A 15,719-nucleotide genomic window follows, 5' to 3' on the forward strand; every position below is an offset into this window, starting at 1 on the left:
CCAGGCCGGGCCCGTCCGCCTTCCAGGGACGAGACCAGCAGGACGCCTTCGCCGGCGTTCACCAGTCCCGGGTCGCGATGAGCTCCTCCACGTCCGCCCCGGTGAAGCCGTAGGCCATGGCGATCGCCCGGAAGTCCTCGGCTATCACCTCGCGGGCGACCGTCTCGATCTCGCTCCCCGCCGCTTCGAACTCGGCTTGCAGCGCGTTGAATTCCTCGGTTGCCGCGTGCGTGAGCACGTACAGCGCGGCGAGGTCCGCCGGGCGTTCCGCCTCGATACGTTCGCAGAGCCGGATCAGGACGGCCTTGCCCCGGTCGACGACGCGGTCCGGGAAGTAGCCGTCCCGGTACAGCCCGCCCAGGAATGCGTACTCCGCCATGCGTCGGTCGCTGATCGCCATGCCCCGTCCCCGCCCTGCCGTCGGCCCGAAGGATCACCCTGTCCCTCCGGTGACCCACAGGACCGATGGTGCACCACGCCACTGACAGCGGGTGGTGCCCGGTCGGCGGGCACGGGACCACGCGGGGCCCTCGTCACTGCACGCGTGCGGACGCCCGGCCGCTGTCCTCGTCCTCGTCGTCGTCATCACCCGGGATGTGGACGTCGAAGACGTTGATGTTGATCTCGACGACCTCCAGGCCCGTCATCGTCTCCACCGCGTCGGTCACATGGGTGCGGACCTTGTCGGCGAGTTCGTGGATCGGTATGCCGTACTCGACCTCGATGTCGACGTCGACCGCGGTCTGCTTCTCCCCCACCTCGACCTTCACGCCGCGCCCTCCGCCGGAGGACCCGCCCACGCGTCCCGCGACCGCCCCCATCGCCTTGGACGCGCCCCGGCCCACCGAGTGCACGCCCTCGGTCTCCCGGATGGCGATTCCGGCGATGGTGGCCACGACGCCGTCGGCGATGGTGGTCCTGCCCCGCGTCTTCTCACCCGGACTCCCGCCGGTGGTTCCGAATTCAGCCATGACTGCCTCACAGAGAGTTGATGCGGCGAGGCTGCTCGCCTCCTCGCCGGCTCCTCACTTCACTGTGCGCCTGCCCGCCGTCCCCCGCCATCGAGGCCTACGCAGCGCTCGTCGCGGCCACGCTCCGCGACCGTCCACGCCCCCGGGCCCCTTCGCGGAGGCGGGGCGTGCTCAGCATCACCCTGGACAGCCACCGTGACCGCCGGGTAACTTTTGACCAGGACTGAGCAAGCGCTTAGCCACTGCGACCGAAGCCGAAGCTGACACCAGGAGGCACCCCGTGCGCCGTACGGTTTACAACGAGGACCACGAGGCGTTCCGGGAGACCATCCGCGCCTTCATCGAGGCCGAGGTCGTTCCCGTCTACGACGAGTGGTTCGCGGCGGGCCAGGCGCCTCGCGACTTCTACTACAAGCTCGCCGAGCTGGGCATCTTCGGCATCGAGGTGCCCGAGGAGTACGGCGGCGCTGGCGAGGAGTCCTTCAAGTTCGAGGCCGTCCTCTACGAGGAGACCGCCCGCGCGGGCATCTCCTTCGGCGGCTCCGGCGTGCACGTCCTGCTCTGCCTGCCGTACCTCAAGGCGTACGCCACCGAGGAGCAGAAGAAGCGCTGGCTCCCGGACTTCGTCTCCGGCAAGTCCATGTACGCGATAGCCATGACCGAGCCGGGCACCGGTTCGGACCTGGCCGGCATGAAGACCACCGCCAAGCTCTCCGAGGACGGCACGCACTACGTCCTCAACGGCGCCAAGACCTTCATCACCGGTGGTGTGCACGCGGACAAGGTCATCGTCTGCGCCCGTACCGACGCCCCCAAGGCCGACGACCGCCGCCACGGCATCTCGCTCCTGGTGGTCGACACCAAGTCCGAGGGCTACTCGGTCGGCCGCAAGCTCGACAAGCTGGGCCTCAAGGTCTCCGACACCGCCGAGCTGGCCTTCGTGGACGTCAAGGTGCCCGTCGAGGACCTGCTGGGCGAGGAGAACAAGGGCTTCTCCTACCTCGGCCAGAACCTCCCGCAGGAGCGTCTGGGCATCGCCGTCGGCGCGTACGCGCAGGCGAAGGCCGCCGTGCGGTTCGCGCAGCAGTACACGCAGGACCGCACCGTCTTCGGCAAGACCGTCGCGTCCTTCCAGAACACCAAGTTCGAGCTGGCCGCCTGCAAGGCCGAGGTCGACGCGGCCGAGGCCGTCTGCGACCGGGCCATCGAGGCCCTGGACGCCGGCGAGCTCACCCCCGCCGAGGCGGCGTCCGCGAAGCTGTTCTGCACCGAGGTCGCGCACCGCGTGATCGACCGCTGCCTCCAGCTGCACGGCGGCTACGGCTTCATGAACGAGTACCCGATCGCCCGTCTCTACACGGACAACCGCGTCAACCGCATCTACGGCGGCACCAGCGAGGTCATGAAGTCGATCATCGCCAAGTCCATGGGTCTCTGAGAACGGCTACGTTTCTCCTTCATGAGCGAAGCACTTGACTCCCTGCTCGATCTGCTCGACCTCGAGCGGATCGAGCAGGACATCTTCCGGGGCATGAGCCGCTCGGCGGTCGTGCCCCGCGTCTTCGGCGGCCAGGTCGCGGCCCAGGCCCTGGTCGCCGCCGGGCGCACGGTCCCCGACGACCGGGGCGCCCACTCCCTGCACGCGTACTTCCTGCGCCCCGGGGACCCGGGCGCGCCGATCGTCTACAGCGTGGACCGGATCCGCGACGGGCGGTCCTTCACCACCCGCCGGGTCGTCGCCGTCCAGCACGGCAAGCCGATCTTCCACCTCTCGGCGTCGTTCCAGGTGCACGAGGACGGCATGGACCACCAGGCGGTCATGCCCTCCGCCCCGGATCCGGAGACCCTGCCGACGGCGGCGCAGATGCTGCCCCGGTACGCGGACCGCTTCACGGACCCGCGCATGGCCGACCGGCTGCTGGAGGCCCGGGCCGCGGTCGACCTGCGCTACGTGGACGCCCCGCCGTTCGCCACCGCCGGCGAACCGCGCGAGCCGCGCTCCCAGGTCTGGTTCAGGACGCACGGCAAGCTGGCCGACGATCCCCTCCTGCACGTCTGCATGGCGACGTACGTCTCCGACATGACGCTGCTCGACTCGGTGCTGCTCGCCCACGGGCGCGGCGGCTGGTCGGTGGGCGACGTGGTGGGCGCCAGCCTGGACCACGCGATGTGGTTCCACCGCCCCTTCCGGGCGGACGAGTGGCTGCTGTACGACCAGGAGTCGCCGTCCGCGTCCGGCGGGCGCGGCCTCGGCCAGGCCAGGATCTGGACGGCCGACGGCAAGCTGGCCATCACGGTCATCCAGGAGGGCCTGGTCCGCGTCCCGAGGGACTGAAGCCGACGCGTTCGGACATACTGCCCCCCATGAGCGACGAGCAGACCGGCACCGGCGAGTCCACGTTCACCGTCGTCGTCGCGGCGGTCGCCAATCTCGGCATCGCCGTGGCCAAGCTGGTGGCCGGGCTGATCAGCGGTTCGAGCGCGATGCTGTCGGAGGCCGCGCACTCGGTCGCCGACACCGTCACCGAGGTCATGCTCCTCACCGCGCTCAAGCGGAGCGAGAAGCCCGCCGACGAGGACCATCCGCTGGGCTACGGCCCCGAGCGCTACATCTGGGCGATGCTCGCGGCCGTCGCGACGTTCGTCGGCGGCGCGGTGTTCTCCCTGTACGACGGCATCCACACCCTGCTGAAGGGCGAGGAGCTCGGCGATCCGCTCGTCTCGTACCTCGTGCTCGCGGTGGCCTTCCTGCTGGAGGGCTTCTCGCTGCGTACGGGGATCCGGCAGGTGCGCGGCGAGGCGGCGCGGCTCCGGATGCCCGCGCCGCGCTATCTGCGCCGGACGCCCGACACCGCGGTCAAGGCCGTGGTCATGGAGGACTCGGCCGCTCTGGCCGGACTGCTGCTGGCGGCCGGGGGCCTGCTCGGCGGGCAGCTCTCCGGCTCCGGGGTCTACGACGGCATCGCCTCGGTCCTCATCGGCGTCCTGCTCGTGTACGTGGCGTGGGTGCTCTGCCGGTCCAACGCCCAGCTGCTGATCGGCCGCCCGATCCCGGCCGGGATGCGGGCCGGGGTGCGGGAGGAGCTGCTGTCCGTGCCGCACATCGTCGAGGTGGTGGAGCTGACCACCCTGATCCAGGGCCCTACGGAGCTGCTGGTCGCCGCGAAGATCGATTTCCGGGACGCGTCGTCGGCCGCGCAGATCGAGTGGGCGTGCGAGGAGGCGGAGCAGCAGCTGCGGGAGCGCTACCCGTCGATCCAGCGCGTGTACCTGGACCCGACGCCCGGGCGCGCGCAGCGGCTCGCGGCCCGATCCGACGGCTGAGAGGGGCGCGGGCGGCCGCCTCCCGGACCACTGTCCGCTACGGGCCAGATCCAGCCAGAGGCGCGTAGGAAAGAGCATTGCGGCGAGATCGACCACAACACGACGGCATTTCCGGTCCGTCTGCCGTCCCTCAGCGGTGACCGACCTTACTCACCGCCACGCCGGAGCGCGTCCGACGTGCGGACCGCGCGTCGCCCCGCCGTATCCGTGGCCACGCGCCGCAGCGGTCCTCGCGGTTCACAGCACGTCAAATGGTGATGTGTCAGTTACGTGCGCGCTCCGGCGCACCCATATTCCGCCCATGTACCTTTTACCTTTCATGTCAATTTTTCAAATACATCGGTGCTGATGGAAATTGTCCGATGGCTCGAATTCGAGCCATGATCAGGGGACTTATTGCATCTGCGGCCAGGAACCGGTGTCCTTCTCAGGGTTGCCTCAACTAGCCCTGGCCGTACGCGGGCAGGCGCATCCCCCATCCACCGAGGACCTTTGTGATGACGCACATATCGGAGGCCGGTCCCTGGCTGCTGGCGCTGGCCATGACGGCGGTCGCCCTGGCCCTGGCAGTCCTCCACCTCCGCACGCGCCGGTCGAACGCGGCACTGCGTGCGGAGGCCCGCACCGAAGCACGGGCCGCGGCCGGCGCGTACCAGGCACTGGAGGCCAACGCGCGGGCCGGCGCACAGGCGGCCGCACAGGCCTCGGAGACCCGCTACCGGTCGATGGAGGCCACCCTCCTCGCCGAGGCGCAGGAGGCCGAGCGCGCCAGACTCGCCGCCGAGCAGCAGGGCGACCGGCTGGGCGGGGAGCTGGCGCACTTCGTCGACACCCGGCTGCCGGCCCTCGTCACGCACCTGAGACACCGTCATGTGCCGGTCCCCGGGACGAAGGACCCCGCGCTCACCCACACCGACGTCGGGACCCTCCTGGAACGGGCCCTGAATCAGGTGGCCCAGGTGATCGTCGACACCGAGCAGCGGGTCGACGCCGGCGCCCAGGCCGTACTGCGGGCCACCACGGCCGAGATCCAGGCCAAGTCCTACCGCCTCCAGGAGATGATCGAGGAGGCGCAGTTCGCCTTCGATGATCCGGAGGTCGCCAAACGGCTGGTGTCGATGGACCGCACGAACGAGGAGAACCTCCGGCAGATCCAGGCGACCGGGGTGCTCTGCGGGGCGTGGCCGGGGCTGACACGGGACGACTCCCACCTGGGTGACATCGTTGCCGGAGCCCAGTCCCGCATCGCGGGCTACCAGCGCGTCCAGATCACCAGCCAGCTCTCCGACCCGGTCGGGGTGGTGGCCCGGGCGGTGGAACCGCTCGCCGTGATCGTCGCCGAGCTGCTCTCCAACGCGGTGCACCACACCCCGCAGGGCACGCGGCCCGTGGACGTCAGCCTGCATCAGGTGCAGGCAGGGGCGTGCGTCGTGATCGACGACCCCGGCGTGGGCATGACGGACGAGGAGCGTGAGTTCGCCGCGCGCATGCTCTCCGGTCAGGAGGGTGTCCTGCTGACCCACCTGGGAGACCCGCCGCGCGCGGGGTTCGCCACGATCGGCCGTCTCGTGCAGCAGTTCGGTCTCACCGTCACGGTGGACAAGCCCTCCTCGTACGGCGGCGTGCGAGCCGTGGTGTTCATCCCCGATCACCTGCTGATGCTGATGGATGAGGTGGCCCAGCCCATGTCGGCCATGTCCCCCGCCCTCCGCAAGCCCGAGCCGCCCCGGCAGGAGAGCCCGGCGCCCTCACCGGCCACCGGGCCCGCCGGCGCGATCGACCTGCCGCGACGGCGACGCCAGCGGGCCGCCCAGGACACGGACCGGCCCGCCCGGCAGGACCCGGCCCCCGCGCCCGGCATCACCCCGGACGAGGCGGCCCGGACGTGGGGCGCCTGGCAGACCGGCACCCTGCGCGGATTCGAGGACGCGCACACCGACCAGGAAGAAGGCACGCAGCCATGACCGTCGTTCCCAAGCGCCCCCTTCTCAGGGACATGTCCTGGGTGCTCACCCCGCTCCTGGAGGTGCCGGGGGTCGTGCACGCCCTGGTCCTCTCCGGGGACGGGATGATCCAGGGCGCCACCCAGTCCCTCACCCGGGAGGCCGGGGAGGGCGCCTCCGCCATGGCGTCGGCGGTCCAGGGCGCCTGCAAGGAGCTGGTCAGGAAACTGGCGGGGCAGGAGGAGAGCCCCCTGCTGCACCAGGTGGTGGTCAGCACGAACTACGGGTTCGCCTTCCTGATCCCGGCGGGCGACAACACGGTCATGGCGGTCTACGCGCAGCCGACCGTGGACATGGGCGTGATCGCCCACGCCATGCAGGTGCAGGTCTCGAAGCTCGGCGACAAGGTGATGAACTCGCCTGCCCGGGCCCGGGGATGACGCCGGCGCCCCGCCGGCGGCTCGTGCCGTCGTTCCTGGCCACCGACAGCGTCCAGCCGACGCGCAACACGCTGGACCGCCTGACCCTGCTGTCGTCCACCGGCGTCACCGCCGTGGACGACCTGACGCACGCGCAGCGCCGGCTGGTCGAGCTCCTCCAGGGCGGCCCGCTGGCGCTGGTCGAGGTCGCCGCTCGCCTCGTGCTGCCGGTGAGCCTGGTCCGCGTCCTCGTCGCGGACCTCGTCGACAGCTCGCACCTGCACGCCCGTGCCCCCATCCCCGAAGCGAAGGCACACGATCCCCAGCTGCTAGAGAAGGTGCTCGATGGACTCCGCAGTATCCGATAACACCTTCCTCGACAGCGACGAGCAGACGCTGGTGAAGATCGTGGTGACCGGTCCCTTCGGCGTCGGGAAGACGACGCTGATCAACACGCTCTCCGAGACCGCGCCGCTGCACACCGAGGAGGTCATGACCCAGGCCGGTGCGGCGGCCGACGATCTCGCCGGTGTGCGGGACAAGGCCACCACCACCGTCGCCATCGACTTCGGCCGCCGGACGCTCCCCGGTGACCTGGTCCTCTACCTGTTCGGCACTCCGGGCCAGTGGAGGTTCAAGCCGCTCTGGGAGGACATCGCGCGCGGCGCCCTGGGTGCGGTGGTCATGGTCGACACCCGCCGTCTCGACGACTCGTTCGACGTCATCGACATGATCGAGCAGCAGGGGCTGTCCTACGCCGTGGCCGTCAACACCTTCCCCGACTCGCCCGACCACCCGCCCGAGGTGCTCCGCGACCACCTGGACCTGGAGCCGCACACCCCGCTGGTCGTCTGCGACGCCCGCGAGACGACGTCGGCCGTGGACGTACTGATCGCGCTGGTGGCCCACATGCTCACCGCCCAACCCGTCCTGGAAGCCTCATGAGCACCTACCTGCCCCTGGCCGTCCCGCTGTACGGCCCGGACTTCGCCGCGGATCCCGGACGGGTCTACGCCCGGCTGCGCGCGTTCGGGCCGGTCGCCCCCGTCGAGGTGTCGCCGGGCGTCAGCGGCTATCTCGTCACCGACCGCGACGCGGCTCTCGCCGTACTCAACGACCCCGAGGTCTGGTCGAAGGACCCGCGGGTCTGGGAAAGCGGGCTCCCGGCCGACTCTCCGGTGAAGCCGATGATGGGATGGCGGCCCAACGCCCTGTTCAACGACGGCGCCGAGCACCGCCGCTACCGCTCCGTCATCACCGACAGCTTCAGCCGGATCGAGCCGCACGACCTGCGCCGGCAGGTCGCGGAGATCGCGGACGGTCTGATCCAGGACTTCGCCGCCACCGGTGAGGTCGACCTGGTCGGCCAGTACGCCCGCCCGTTGCCGCTGGTGCTGTTCAACGCGATGTTCGGCATGCCGCCCGAGGACGGGCCCCGCCTGGTGGCCGCCATGAGCGGCCTCTTCGAATCCGAACCCGAGCACGCGATCAAGGCGAACGAGGACTTCGGCCGGTACATGGACGAGCTCATCTCGCTCAAGGTGCAGCAGCGCGGCGAGGACCTGACGAGCTGGTTCATGGACCACCCCGCCGGTCTGGCGCCGGAGGAGCTCGCCCACCAGGTGATCCTCACGATGGCCGCCGGGCAGGAGCCGACGACGAACCTGATCTCGAACGCGCTGTCGCGCATGCTGTCCAATCCGGACTACTACAGCAGCCTCTCCAACGGCGCCCGCACCGCCCGCGACGCCATCAACGACGTGCTGCGCCACGAGCCGCCGATGGCGAACTACAGCGCGCACTACCCGCGGCGCAACATGCAGATCGGCAGCACCTGGATCCCCGCCGACAGCCTCGTGCTGATCTCGTACCACGCGGCGAACACCACCCCGGACGGCCACGACGGCGGCGAGCGCACCGACGGCGGCGCGCACCTCGCCTGGTCCTCCGGTCCGCACGCCTGCCCCGTCAAACAGCCCGCCCTGCTCATCGCGATCACCGCGATCGAGAGGCTCACCAGCCACCTCGGGGACCTCGAACTCGCCGTACCCCGCGAGAGCCTGCAATGGCGTCCCGGCCCCTTCCACCGCGCACTGGCACACCTCCCGGCCCGCTTCGGTCCCATCACGCCGCAGAAAACTGGAGTCACCCCATGGAGCAGCCCCTCGTCCTCGACCCCGCCGGTCGCGACGTCCACGGAGAGTCCGCTCTCCTCCGCGAGCGCGGGCCCGCGACCCGGGTCGTACTCCCCGGCGCCATAGACGCCTGGGCCGTCACCAGCCACTCGCTCCTCAAGGAGCTCCTGACCGACGACCGCGTGACCAAGGACCCCCGTGCCTGGGACGTCTGGCAGCGCGGCGAGATCACCCCGGACATGTGGGTCTACACCTGGGTGGCGGTCTCCAACATGTTCACCGCCGCGGGGCAGGACCACCGCCGCCTGCGCAAACTCGTCACCCCCGCGTTCACCGGGCGTCGCATCGAGGCGCTGAGGCCCGTCATCCAGGAGATCGCCGACCGGCTGCTGGACGACGCGGCGCCCGGCCCCGACGGCACGGTGGACCTGCGCAGCGCGTACGCCCACCCGTTGCCCATGCAGGTCATCTGCCACCTGTTCGGGCTGCCGGAGGAACTCCGGCCGCGCATGGCCCAGTTGGTCGAGAAGGTCTTCGACACGACCATCGAGGACGCCGCGTCGAACTTCGCGGATCTCCAGCAGATGCTGACCGACCTCATCGCGAGCAAGCGGCGGAACCCCGGGGACGACATGACCAGCGTCCTGATCGCCACCCGTGACGAGGACGGCGCCCGCCTGAGCGAAGCCGAGCTGACCGACACGCTGCTGCTCATCATCAGCGCCGGCTTCGAGACCACCGTCAACCTCATCGGCAACGCCGTCCGCGCCCTGCTGGAACATCCCGAACAGCTCCGGCAGGTCACCGGGGCCGACGCGAAGCGCTGGAACGACGTCGTCGAGGAGACCCTGCGCTGGGAGCCGAGCGTGGCCCATCTGCCCCTGCGCTACGCCGTCGAGGACATCGGCCTCCCGGACGGTCAGCGCATCGCACGGGGGGAGGCCATCCTCGCGTCCTACGCCGCGGCGGGCCGGGAGCCGGCCCAGCACGGCCCGGACGCCGACCGGTTCGACATCGACCGGTTCGGCCGGGAGCACCTGGCGTTCGGCTACGGCGTCCACTTCTGCCTCGGGGCCCCGCTCGCGCGCCTGGAAGCCGATGTGGCCCTGACCACCCTGTTCGCCCGGTACCCGGACCTCTCCCTTGCGTCCCCCGCCGCGGACCTGCCCTCCGTCGAGTCGTTCATCGTCAACGGTGCCCAGCGCATCGACGTGACCCTGGGCCGTCCCACCCCGGCCTGAGACCGGGTGCGCGATGCGGCTGCGCTCCACACCCCCGTGACCGGTGGAGCGGAGCCGCATCGTGAGCTGTTCCCGGCCCCCGGCCGGGTCAGCCACGACACCACGGCCGTACCGTCTCCGGGCCGGCCGCGGCGTGCCCGACCGACCATAGGGCGAACAGGGGGTGCGCACTGTGTCAGTCGTGCGCGAAGCTTTGTCAGCAGCGCGAGTTCGCCCCGGCCGTGCGCGTCCAGGAGGGGATCATGGAGCAACGGACCACCAAGGCCTTTCCCGACGGGGCATGCGGTCCTGACGGGGCGTACGGACCTGACGCACCGTACGGGCCCGGCGGGCCCGGCGGCCCGCACCGGCGAAGGCCCTCCCGGTGAGCTCGGTCCTGGACACCTCGGCCATCCCGGTGCGGGATCGTGAGGAGACGCTCCGGCACGCGGTGTGGGAATCCCTCGTGCGGATCGACATCGATCACCACCTGCCGCCCGAGGACCTCGCGGCGCACATCGGGCTGGACACCGCGGGTCCCCTGGAGATCTGCTCGGCGCGCGCGACCTCGATGACCATTCGGCGGACCCCGCGTCTGGCACGGGAGGACGAGGAGCCGGCGGTCTTCCTCGGCCTGCAGGTGTCAGGCACCAGCCTGGTGGCGCAGAACGGCCGCCAGGCTCTGCTGAGGCCCGGCGACTTCGCCCTCTACGACACGGTCACCCCCTACACGCTCCTCTTCGACGAGGGGGTGGACCATCACTTCCTCCGGTTCCCCCGCGCGGCGCTCGCTCTGCCGGAGCGGGCACTCAGGGACATCACCGCGGTCACTCTCGGCCCGGGCAATCCGCTGGCGGGCCTCGCCTCCACGTACTTCTCCCAGCTGTTCGCCAGCGAGGGCCTGCGCAGCGGTCCGCACGCCGACGCCGCGGCGGAACCGAGCATCGAACTCGTGCGAGCCGTCGTGGCCTCCCAGCTCGGGAGCCAGGACCTGGCCAGGGCGCCGCTGGAGGCCACGCTGGGCCTGCGGATCAAGCGGTACATGCGCGCGCACCTGGCTGACAGCGACCTGTCCGCCGCACGGATCGCCGCCGCGCACGACATCTCCGTACGTCACCTCTACACGGTGCTGGCCCGGTCGGGCATCTCCCTCGGGGACTGGATCCGCTCGCACCGCCTCGCGGAGTGCAAGCGGGAGCTGGCCGGCCCCCGGGGGCGGGCCCGGACCATAGCGGCGGTCGGGCGCAGCTGGGGCTTCGTGGACGCGACCCACTTCAGCAAGGTCTTCAAACAGGCCTACGGCGTCTCGCCCCGGGCCTGGCGCGACGGGAACCGCCCCCGCTCCTCGCCGTGAACCGGCGGGGCCACGACCCCGGCGAGCCCCCGACGGACGTGCCGGGGACCCACCGGGGCCGGGTGCGGGCCCGGCCGGGTCCCGCGCGTCACGCCCGTTCGACGGCGGGGAGCAGCCCGGCCGCGTCCAGCAGGTAGTCGGTCATCAGGTCGTAGTAGCGCGGGTCGGCGACGTGGTCGTCGAGCGGCACGGTGACCTGGAGGGTGCCCTCCGCCTCACCGAGGAAGAGCGCGGGGTCGTTGCAGTCCGCGTAGCCGATCGAGTCGATCCCGCGCTGTCCGGCGCACCCGGCCCAGCCGTGGTCGGCGACGACCAGGTCGGGCCTCGGCCGGCCCTCGCGCTCCAGGCCGTCCAGGATGGCGGCCATCGGGACCGGTGAGTGCGTGTGCCACAGGGTCGCCCCGCGCTCCAGCACCGCGACGTCGGCGAACTGGAAGACCATGCCCTCGTCCGCCATCAGGCCGCCGGGGATCCGCACGATCTCGCATCCGGCGTCCCGCAGGGCGTTCGCCGTCCGCCGGTGCACGTCGAGCAGACCACCCGGGTGCCCGGTCGCGAGCAGCACCCGTTCGCCGTCGGCGGCCGCCTTGCGCAGCCGGGCCGCCATCCGGTCCAGGGCGTCGACCGTCAGCTCCGGGTCGATGGTGTCCTGGCCCTGCCGGTGTTCCGGGTCGTCGTTGACGCCGCACCGCTCGGCCATCACGGCCAGGACGTCCTGCTCGTCGGTCCATCGGTCGCCGAGCTCCAGCCCCAGCCAGAAATGGCGGTTGCCGTTGGCGAGCTGGCGGTAGTGGGAGAGGTTGTTGTCGCGGGGGGTGGCGACGTCGCCTGCGATACGGGTGCGGACGAGGTGCTCGACGAGGGCGGCGCGGCTGGGTATCGGCATGCACCCATTGTGCCGTCGGCGGCGCGCTGCGTGCCTGGTGTCTCGTACGGCGGGATCCGGCGGCCCCGTGGCGCGGCCGCGGCCCTACGCGGCTCCTGCCCGCGTCCGGCTGCCCGGCAGAGGCCCGTCGCCCCGCTGCGGGGCGGCGTCGGCGTCCGGGGCGGCGCCGGCGGCCTTCTCCGGCCTGGTCCGGCCGCGGCCCGCCATGCGGCAGCCGAGGCAGCCGGGGTGGCCGTGACGGGCGGTGGTGTCACGGGTCCGCCAGGCCTGCCGGTCCACGGGGCGGGGCCCGGTGGGCTTGCCCCATCCCGCCAGGTGCAGGGCCCAGCAGATGAGGGCCGCCAGCGCGAGGACGGCGGTGCCGAGCCACAGCACCGTCGCGGACGTCAGGACGACGCCCAGACCCAGCACCGCCGTGCCCAGGACCCCTATGGCCGTACCGGTCCAGCCGGCCACGGTGTGGCCCAGGTCGTGGTCACCGTGTGCGCTCACGTCGGCTCCTCGGGGTGTGATAGTTCAGCGACCGGATTCGACCCGGTGGCGATGACGTACGAGCAATAGCTCACGAGCTAAGTAACTTAGACACTAAGGGGATTCTGCGTGGACGGCAAGAAGCGCCCGGAGGCGACGGCCGACCAGGCGCTGCAGGCGATGGACCGGATGATCGCGCTCGCCCAGTTCGGGCAGCACGACATCGCCGGGCGGCTCGGCCTCAACACCACCGACCTGACCTGCCTCGGCTTCGTGATGGAGGCGGCCCTGGCGGGAACGGCGCTGACCGCCGGCGATCTCGCCGAGCGGGCGCGGCTGACGACCGGAGCGGTGACCGGCGTGCTCAACCGCCTGGAGAAGGCGGGCTACGCCCGGCGGCAGGCGGTCCCGGGCGACCGGCGCCGGGTGCACGTGGTGATGGACGAGTCGGCGCAGGCGCGCGTCCTCGAGGTGTACGGGCCGTTCTACGCCCGCCTGGGCGGACTGTTCGCCGACTACGGCCCGCAGGAGATCGCCGTACTGACCGACTGGTTCACCCGCGCCCGGTCGGCCATGCAGGAGTCGCTCGACGAGATCAGGGCCGGAGGAACCGGAGGAACCGGAGGGGACACCGACAGGGCGTGACGGACCGCGGCTACGAGGCCGCGGCCTCGAACGCCCCCCGCGCCAGCCGGTGCAGCAGGGCCGCCGTGGCCGTGCGGTCCGGGAGGGCCTCGGGGCGGGTCAGGTGGGGGGTGGAGTTCAGCAGGCCGAACACCGCGTGGACGGTGACCCGGGCCTCGCTCTCCGCGAGGTCCGGGTAGAGCGCGCGGACGACCTCGACCCAGACCTCCACGTACTGCCGCTGGAGCTGGCGGACGCGCTTGCGGTCGGTGTCGCGCAGGCGGTCCAGCTCGCGGTCGTGGAGGGTGATCAGCGGCCGGTCGTCCAGGGCGAAGTCGATGTGCCCCTCGATGAGGGCGTCCAGAAGGGCGTCCGGGGAGCCGTCGCGGGAGGCGTCGTCCTCGGTGACGCGCAGCCTGCCGCCGGCCAGCAGGCGCTCGCTGATGCCGACGAGCAGCTCGGCGAGCATCGCGTCCTTGCCGGGGAAGTGGCGGTAGAGGCCGGGGCCGCTGATACCGACCGCCGCCCCTATCTCGTCGACCCCGACACCGTGGAAGCCGCGCTCGGCGAAGAGGCGGGCCGCCTCCCTGAGGATCTGCTCGCGGCGGGTGGGAGCCGCGACACGGGCGGCGGCATGGGTGCTCATGGGGATTCATTCTAGACAGGCGGGTTAGCGCTCGTTAACCTGAGCGCCATGCGTTAACGCTCACTAACGTCATCCGACTACCGCGGTACGGGCAAGGGGGCTCGACAGGATGCAGCAGGCACCGGTCCTGGTGAGTGCGGCCGATCCCGCCTCGGAGGCCTGGCAGGCCAACGAGGCGGCGCATCACGCGCTCGCCGAGGAGCTGCGCACGCGGCTCTCCACGGCACGGCTCGGCGGGGGTGAGAAGGCCCGCGCCCGGCATGTGGCGCGCGGCAAGCTGCTGCCCCGGGAGCGGGTGGACACCCTGCTCGACCCGGGCTCGCCCTTCCTGGAGCTGGCACCGCTCGCGGCCGAGGGGCTGTACGGGGGCGCCGCGCCGGCGGCCGGGGTGATCGCCGGGATCGGGCGGGTCAGTGGCCGGGAGTGCGTGATCGTCGCCAACGACGCGACCGTCAAGGGCGGCACCTACTACCCGATGACGGTGAAGAAGCACCTCCGCGCCCAGGAGGTGGCGCTGGAGAACCGGCTGCCCTGCCTGTACCTGGTGGACTCGGGGGGCGCGTTCCTCCCGATGCAGGACGAGGTGTTCCCCGACCGGGACCACTTCGGGCGGATCTTCTACAACCAGGCCCGGATGTCCGGCGCCGGCATCCCGCAGATCGCCGCAGTGCTCGGCTCCTGCACGGCGGGCGGTGCGTACGTCCCGGCGATGAGCGACGAGGCCGTCATCGTGCGGAACCAGGGCACGATCTTCCTGGGCGGCCCGCCGCTGGTGAAGGCCGCCACCGGTGAGGTCGTCACGGCGGAGGAGCTGGGCGGCGGGGAGGTCCACTCCCGTACGTCCGGGGTGACCGACCACCTCGCCGAGGACGACGCGCACGCGCTGCGGATCGTGCGGAACATCGTCGCGACACTCCCGGACCGCGGCCCGCTCCCCTGGTCGGTGGAGCCCGCCGAGGAGCCGAAGGCCGACCCGGCGGGTCTGTACGGCGCGGTGCCGGTCGATTCGCGTACGCCCTACGACGTGCGGGAGGTCATCGCCCGGGTGGTGGACGGCTCCCGCTTCCAGGAGTTCAAGGCGGAGTACGGCCAGACCCTGATCACGGGCTTCGCCCGCATCCACGGCCACCCCGTCGGTGTCGTCGCCAACAACGGCATCCTGTTCTCGGAGTCCGCCCAGAAGGGCGCCCACTTCATCGAGCTGTGCGACCAGCGCGGCATCCCGCTGGTATTCCTCCAGAACATCTCCGGCTTCATGGTCGGACGGGACTACGAGGCCGGCGGCATCGCCAAGCACGGCGCCAAGATGGTGACGGCCGTGGCGTGCACGAGGGTGCCCAAGCTGACGGTCGTCGTCGGCGGCTCGTACGGCGCGGGGAACTACTCGATGTGCGGCCGGGCCTATTCACCGCGGTTCCTGTGGATGTGGCCGAACGCCAAGATCTCGGTGATGGGCGGCGAGCAGGCCGCCTCCGTGCTGGCCACCGTCAAGCGGGACCAGATCGAGGGCCGGGGCGAGGAGTGGCCCGCCGAGGAGGAGGAGGCCTTCAAGGCTCCGGTCCGCGCGCAGTACGAGCAGCAGGGCAGCGCCTACTACGCCACCGCCCGGCTCTGGGACGACGGCGTGATCGACCCGACGGAGACCCGGCAGGTGCTGGGACTCGCCCTGACCGCGTGTGCCAACGCCCCGCTGGGCGAGCCCAGTTTCGGCGTCTTCCGGATGTGA

At 71.4% G+C, this 15,719-nt stretch carries 17 protein-coding genes; 12 read left to right on the forward strand and 5 right to left on the reverse strand.

Going from position 1 to position 15,719, the window contains the following annotated elements; translation table 11 throughout:
* Positions 1-58: 58 nt before the first annotated feature.
* Positions 59-400, reverse strand: coding sequence for a DUF5713 family protein (locus tag OG488_RS13520; protein ID WP_329229087.1), 342 nt, complete (start codon positions 398-400; stop codon positions 59-61).
* A gap of 133 nt (positions 401-533) precedes the next feature.
* On the reverse strand, positions 534-971 hold the full coding sequence (locus OG488_RS13525; protein WP_329229090.1) for an Asp23/Gls24 family envelope stress response protein: 438 nt from the start codon (positions 969-971) through the stop codon (positions 534-536).
* Between the two features lie 280 nt (positions 972-1,251).
* On the opposite strand from OG488_RS13525, the gene OG488_RS13530 reads away from it, so the two are divergent.
* The 10 genes from OG488_RS13530 to OG488_RS13575 all read left to right on the forward strand — a co-directional run bounded on the left by OG488_RS13530 (position 1,252) and on the right by OG488_RS13575 (position 11,366).
* Entirely contained in the window at positions 1,252-2,409 is a 1,158-nt protein-coding gene (locus OG488_RS13530; protein ID WP_329229091.1) for an acyl-CoA dehydrogenase family protein, read from the forward strand.
* 21 nt (positions 2,410-2,430) lie between these two features.
* Complete coding sequence (tesB, locus tag OG488_RS13535) at positions 2,431-3,306, forward strand: acyl-CoA thioesterase II (RefSeq protein WP_329229093.1); 876 nt, start codon at positions 2,431-2,433, stop codon at positions 3,304-3,306.
* Positions 3,307-3,335: 29 nt separating this feature from the next.
* A complete protein-coding gene (locus OG488_RS13540; RefSeq protein WP_329229095.1) occupies positions 3,336-4,295 on the forward strand; it encodes a cation diffusion facilitator family transporter in 960 nt (319 codons plus the stop codon).
* A gap of 497 nt (positions 4,296-4,792) precedes the next feature.
* The gene (locus OG488_RS13545; protein WP_329229096.1) at positions 4,793-6,259 is read left to right on the forward strand and encodes an ATP-binding protein; all 1,467 of its coding nucleotides are present in this window, start codon (positions 4,793-4,795) and stop codon (positions 6,257-6,259) included.
* Positions 6,256-6,678 (forward strand): roadblock/LC7 domain-containing protein, encoded by a 423-nt coding sequence (locus OG488_RS13550; protein ID WP_329229098.1) that lies wholly within the window; start codon positions 6,256-6,258, stop codon positions 6,676-6,678. Before OG488_RS13545 ends, OG488_RS13550 begins: the two co-directional genes overlap by 4 nt.
* Positions 6,675-7,025: a DUF742 domain-containing protein gene (locus OG488_RS13555; RefSeq protein ID WP_203186385.1), complete on the forward strand. Its 351-nt coding sequence runs from the start codon at positions 6,675-6,677 to the stop codon at positions 7,023-7,025. Before OG488_RS13550 ends, OG488_RS13555 begins: the two co-directional genes overlap by 4 nt.
* On the forward strand, positions 7,003-7,602 hold the full coding sequence (locus tag OG488_RS13560) for a GTP-binding protein (protein WP_329229101.1): 600 nt from the start codon (positions 7,003-7,005) through the stop codon (positions 7,600-7,602). The genes OG488_RS13555 and OG488_RS13560 overlap by 23 nt, the downstream gene beginning before the upstream one ends.
* Positions 7,599-8,918, forward strand: coding sequence for a cytochrome P450 (locus OG488_RS13565; RefSeq protein ID WP_329229103.1), 1,320 nt, complete (start codon positions 7,599-7,601; stop codon positions 8,916-8,918). Before OG488_RS13560 ends, OG488_RS13565 begins: the two co-directional genes overlap by 4 nt.
* Positions 8,810-10,033 (forward strand): cytochrome P450 family protein, encoded by a 1,224-nt coding sequence (locus tag OG488_RS13570; RefSeq protein ID WP_329229105.1) that lies wholly within the window; start codon positions 8,810-8,812, stop codon positions 10,031-10,033. Before OG488_RS13565 ends, OG488_RS13570 begins: the two co-directional genes overlap by 109 nt.
* A 364-nt stretch (positions 10,034-10,397) precedes the next feature.
* Positions 10,398-11,366, forward strand: a complete 969-nt coding sequence (locus OG488_RS13575; protein ID WP_329229107.1) for a helix-turn-helix domain-containing protein — start codon at positions 10,398-10,400, stop codon at positions 11,364-11,366.
* An 88-nt stretch (positions 11,367-11,454) separates the two neighbouring features.
* Here OG488_RS13575 and OG488_RS13580 read toward each other — a convergent pair whose 3' ends face one another.
* On the reverse strand, positions 11,455-12,252 hold the full coding sequence (locus OG488_RS13580; RefSeq protein ID WP_329229108.1) for a phosphatase: 798 nt from the start codon (positions 12,250-12,252) through the stop codon (positions 11,455-11,457).
* A gap of 84 nt (positions 12,253-12,336) precedes the next feature.
* Positions 12,337-12,744 (reverse strand): HGxxPAAW family protein, encoded by a 408-nt coding sequence (locus tag OG488_RS13585; RefSeq protein ID WP_329229110.1) that lies wholly within the window; start codon positions 12,742-12,744, stop codon positions 12,337-12,339.
* Positions 12,745-12,852: 108 nt separating this feature from the next.
* Here OG488_RS13585 and OG488_RS13590 point away from each other — a divergent pair, with 108 nt between their 5' ends.
* Positions 12,853-13,368 (forward strand): MarR family winged helix-turn-helix transcriptional regulator, encoded by a 516-nt coding sequence (locus tag OG488_RS13590; RefSeq protein WP_329229112.1) that lies wholly within the window; start codon positions 12,853-12,855, stop codon positions 13,366-13,368.
* Positions 13,369-13,378: 10 nt separating this feature from the next.
* Here OG488_RS13590 and OG488_RS13595 read toward each other — a convergent pair whose 3' ends face one another.
* Positions 13,379-13,993: an SACE_7040 family transcriptional regulator gene (locus tag OG488_RS13595; RefSeq protein ID WP_329229114.1), complete on the reverse strand. Its 615-nt coding sequence runs from the start codon at positions 13,991-13,993 to the stop codon at positions 13,379-13,381.
* Between the two features lie 109 nt (positions 13,994-14,102).
* Between OG488_RS13595 and OG488_RS13600 the strand changes: the two genes are divergently transcribed.
* Positions 14,103-15,719: a carboxyl transferase domain-containing protein gene (locus OG488_RS13600; protein ID WP_329229116.1), complete on the forward strand. Its 1,617-nt coding sequence runs from the start codon at positions 14,103-14,105 to the stop codon at positions 15,717-15,719.

The organism is Streptomyces sp. NBC_01460, assembly GCF_036227405.1.
Classification (GTDB): Bacteria; Actinomycetota; Actinomycetes; order Streptomycetales; family Streptomycetaceae; genus Streptomyces.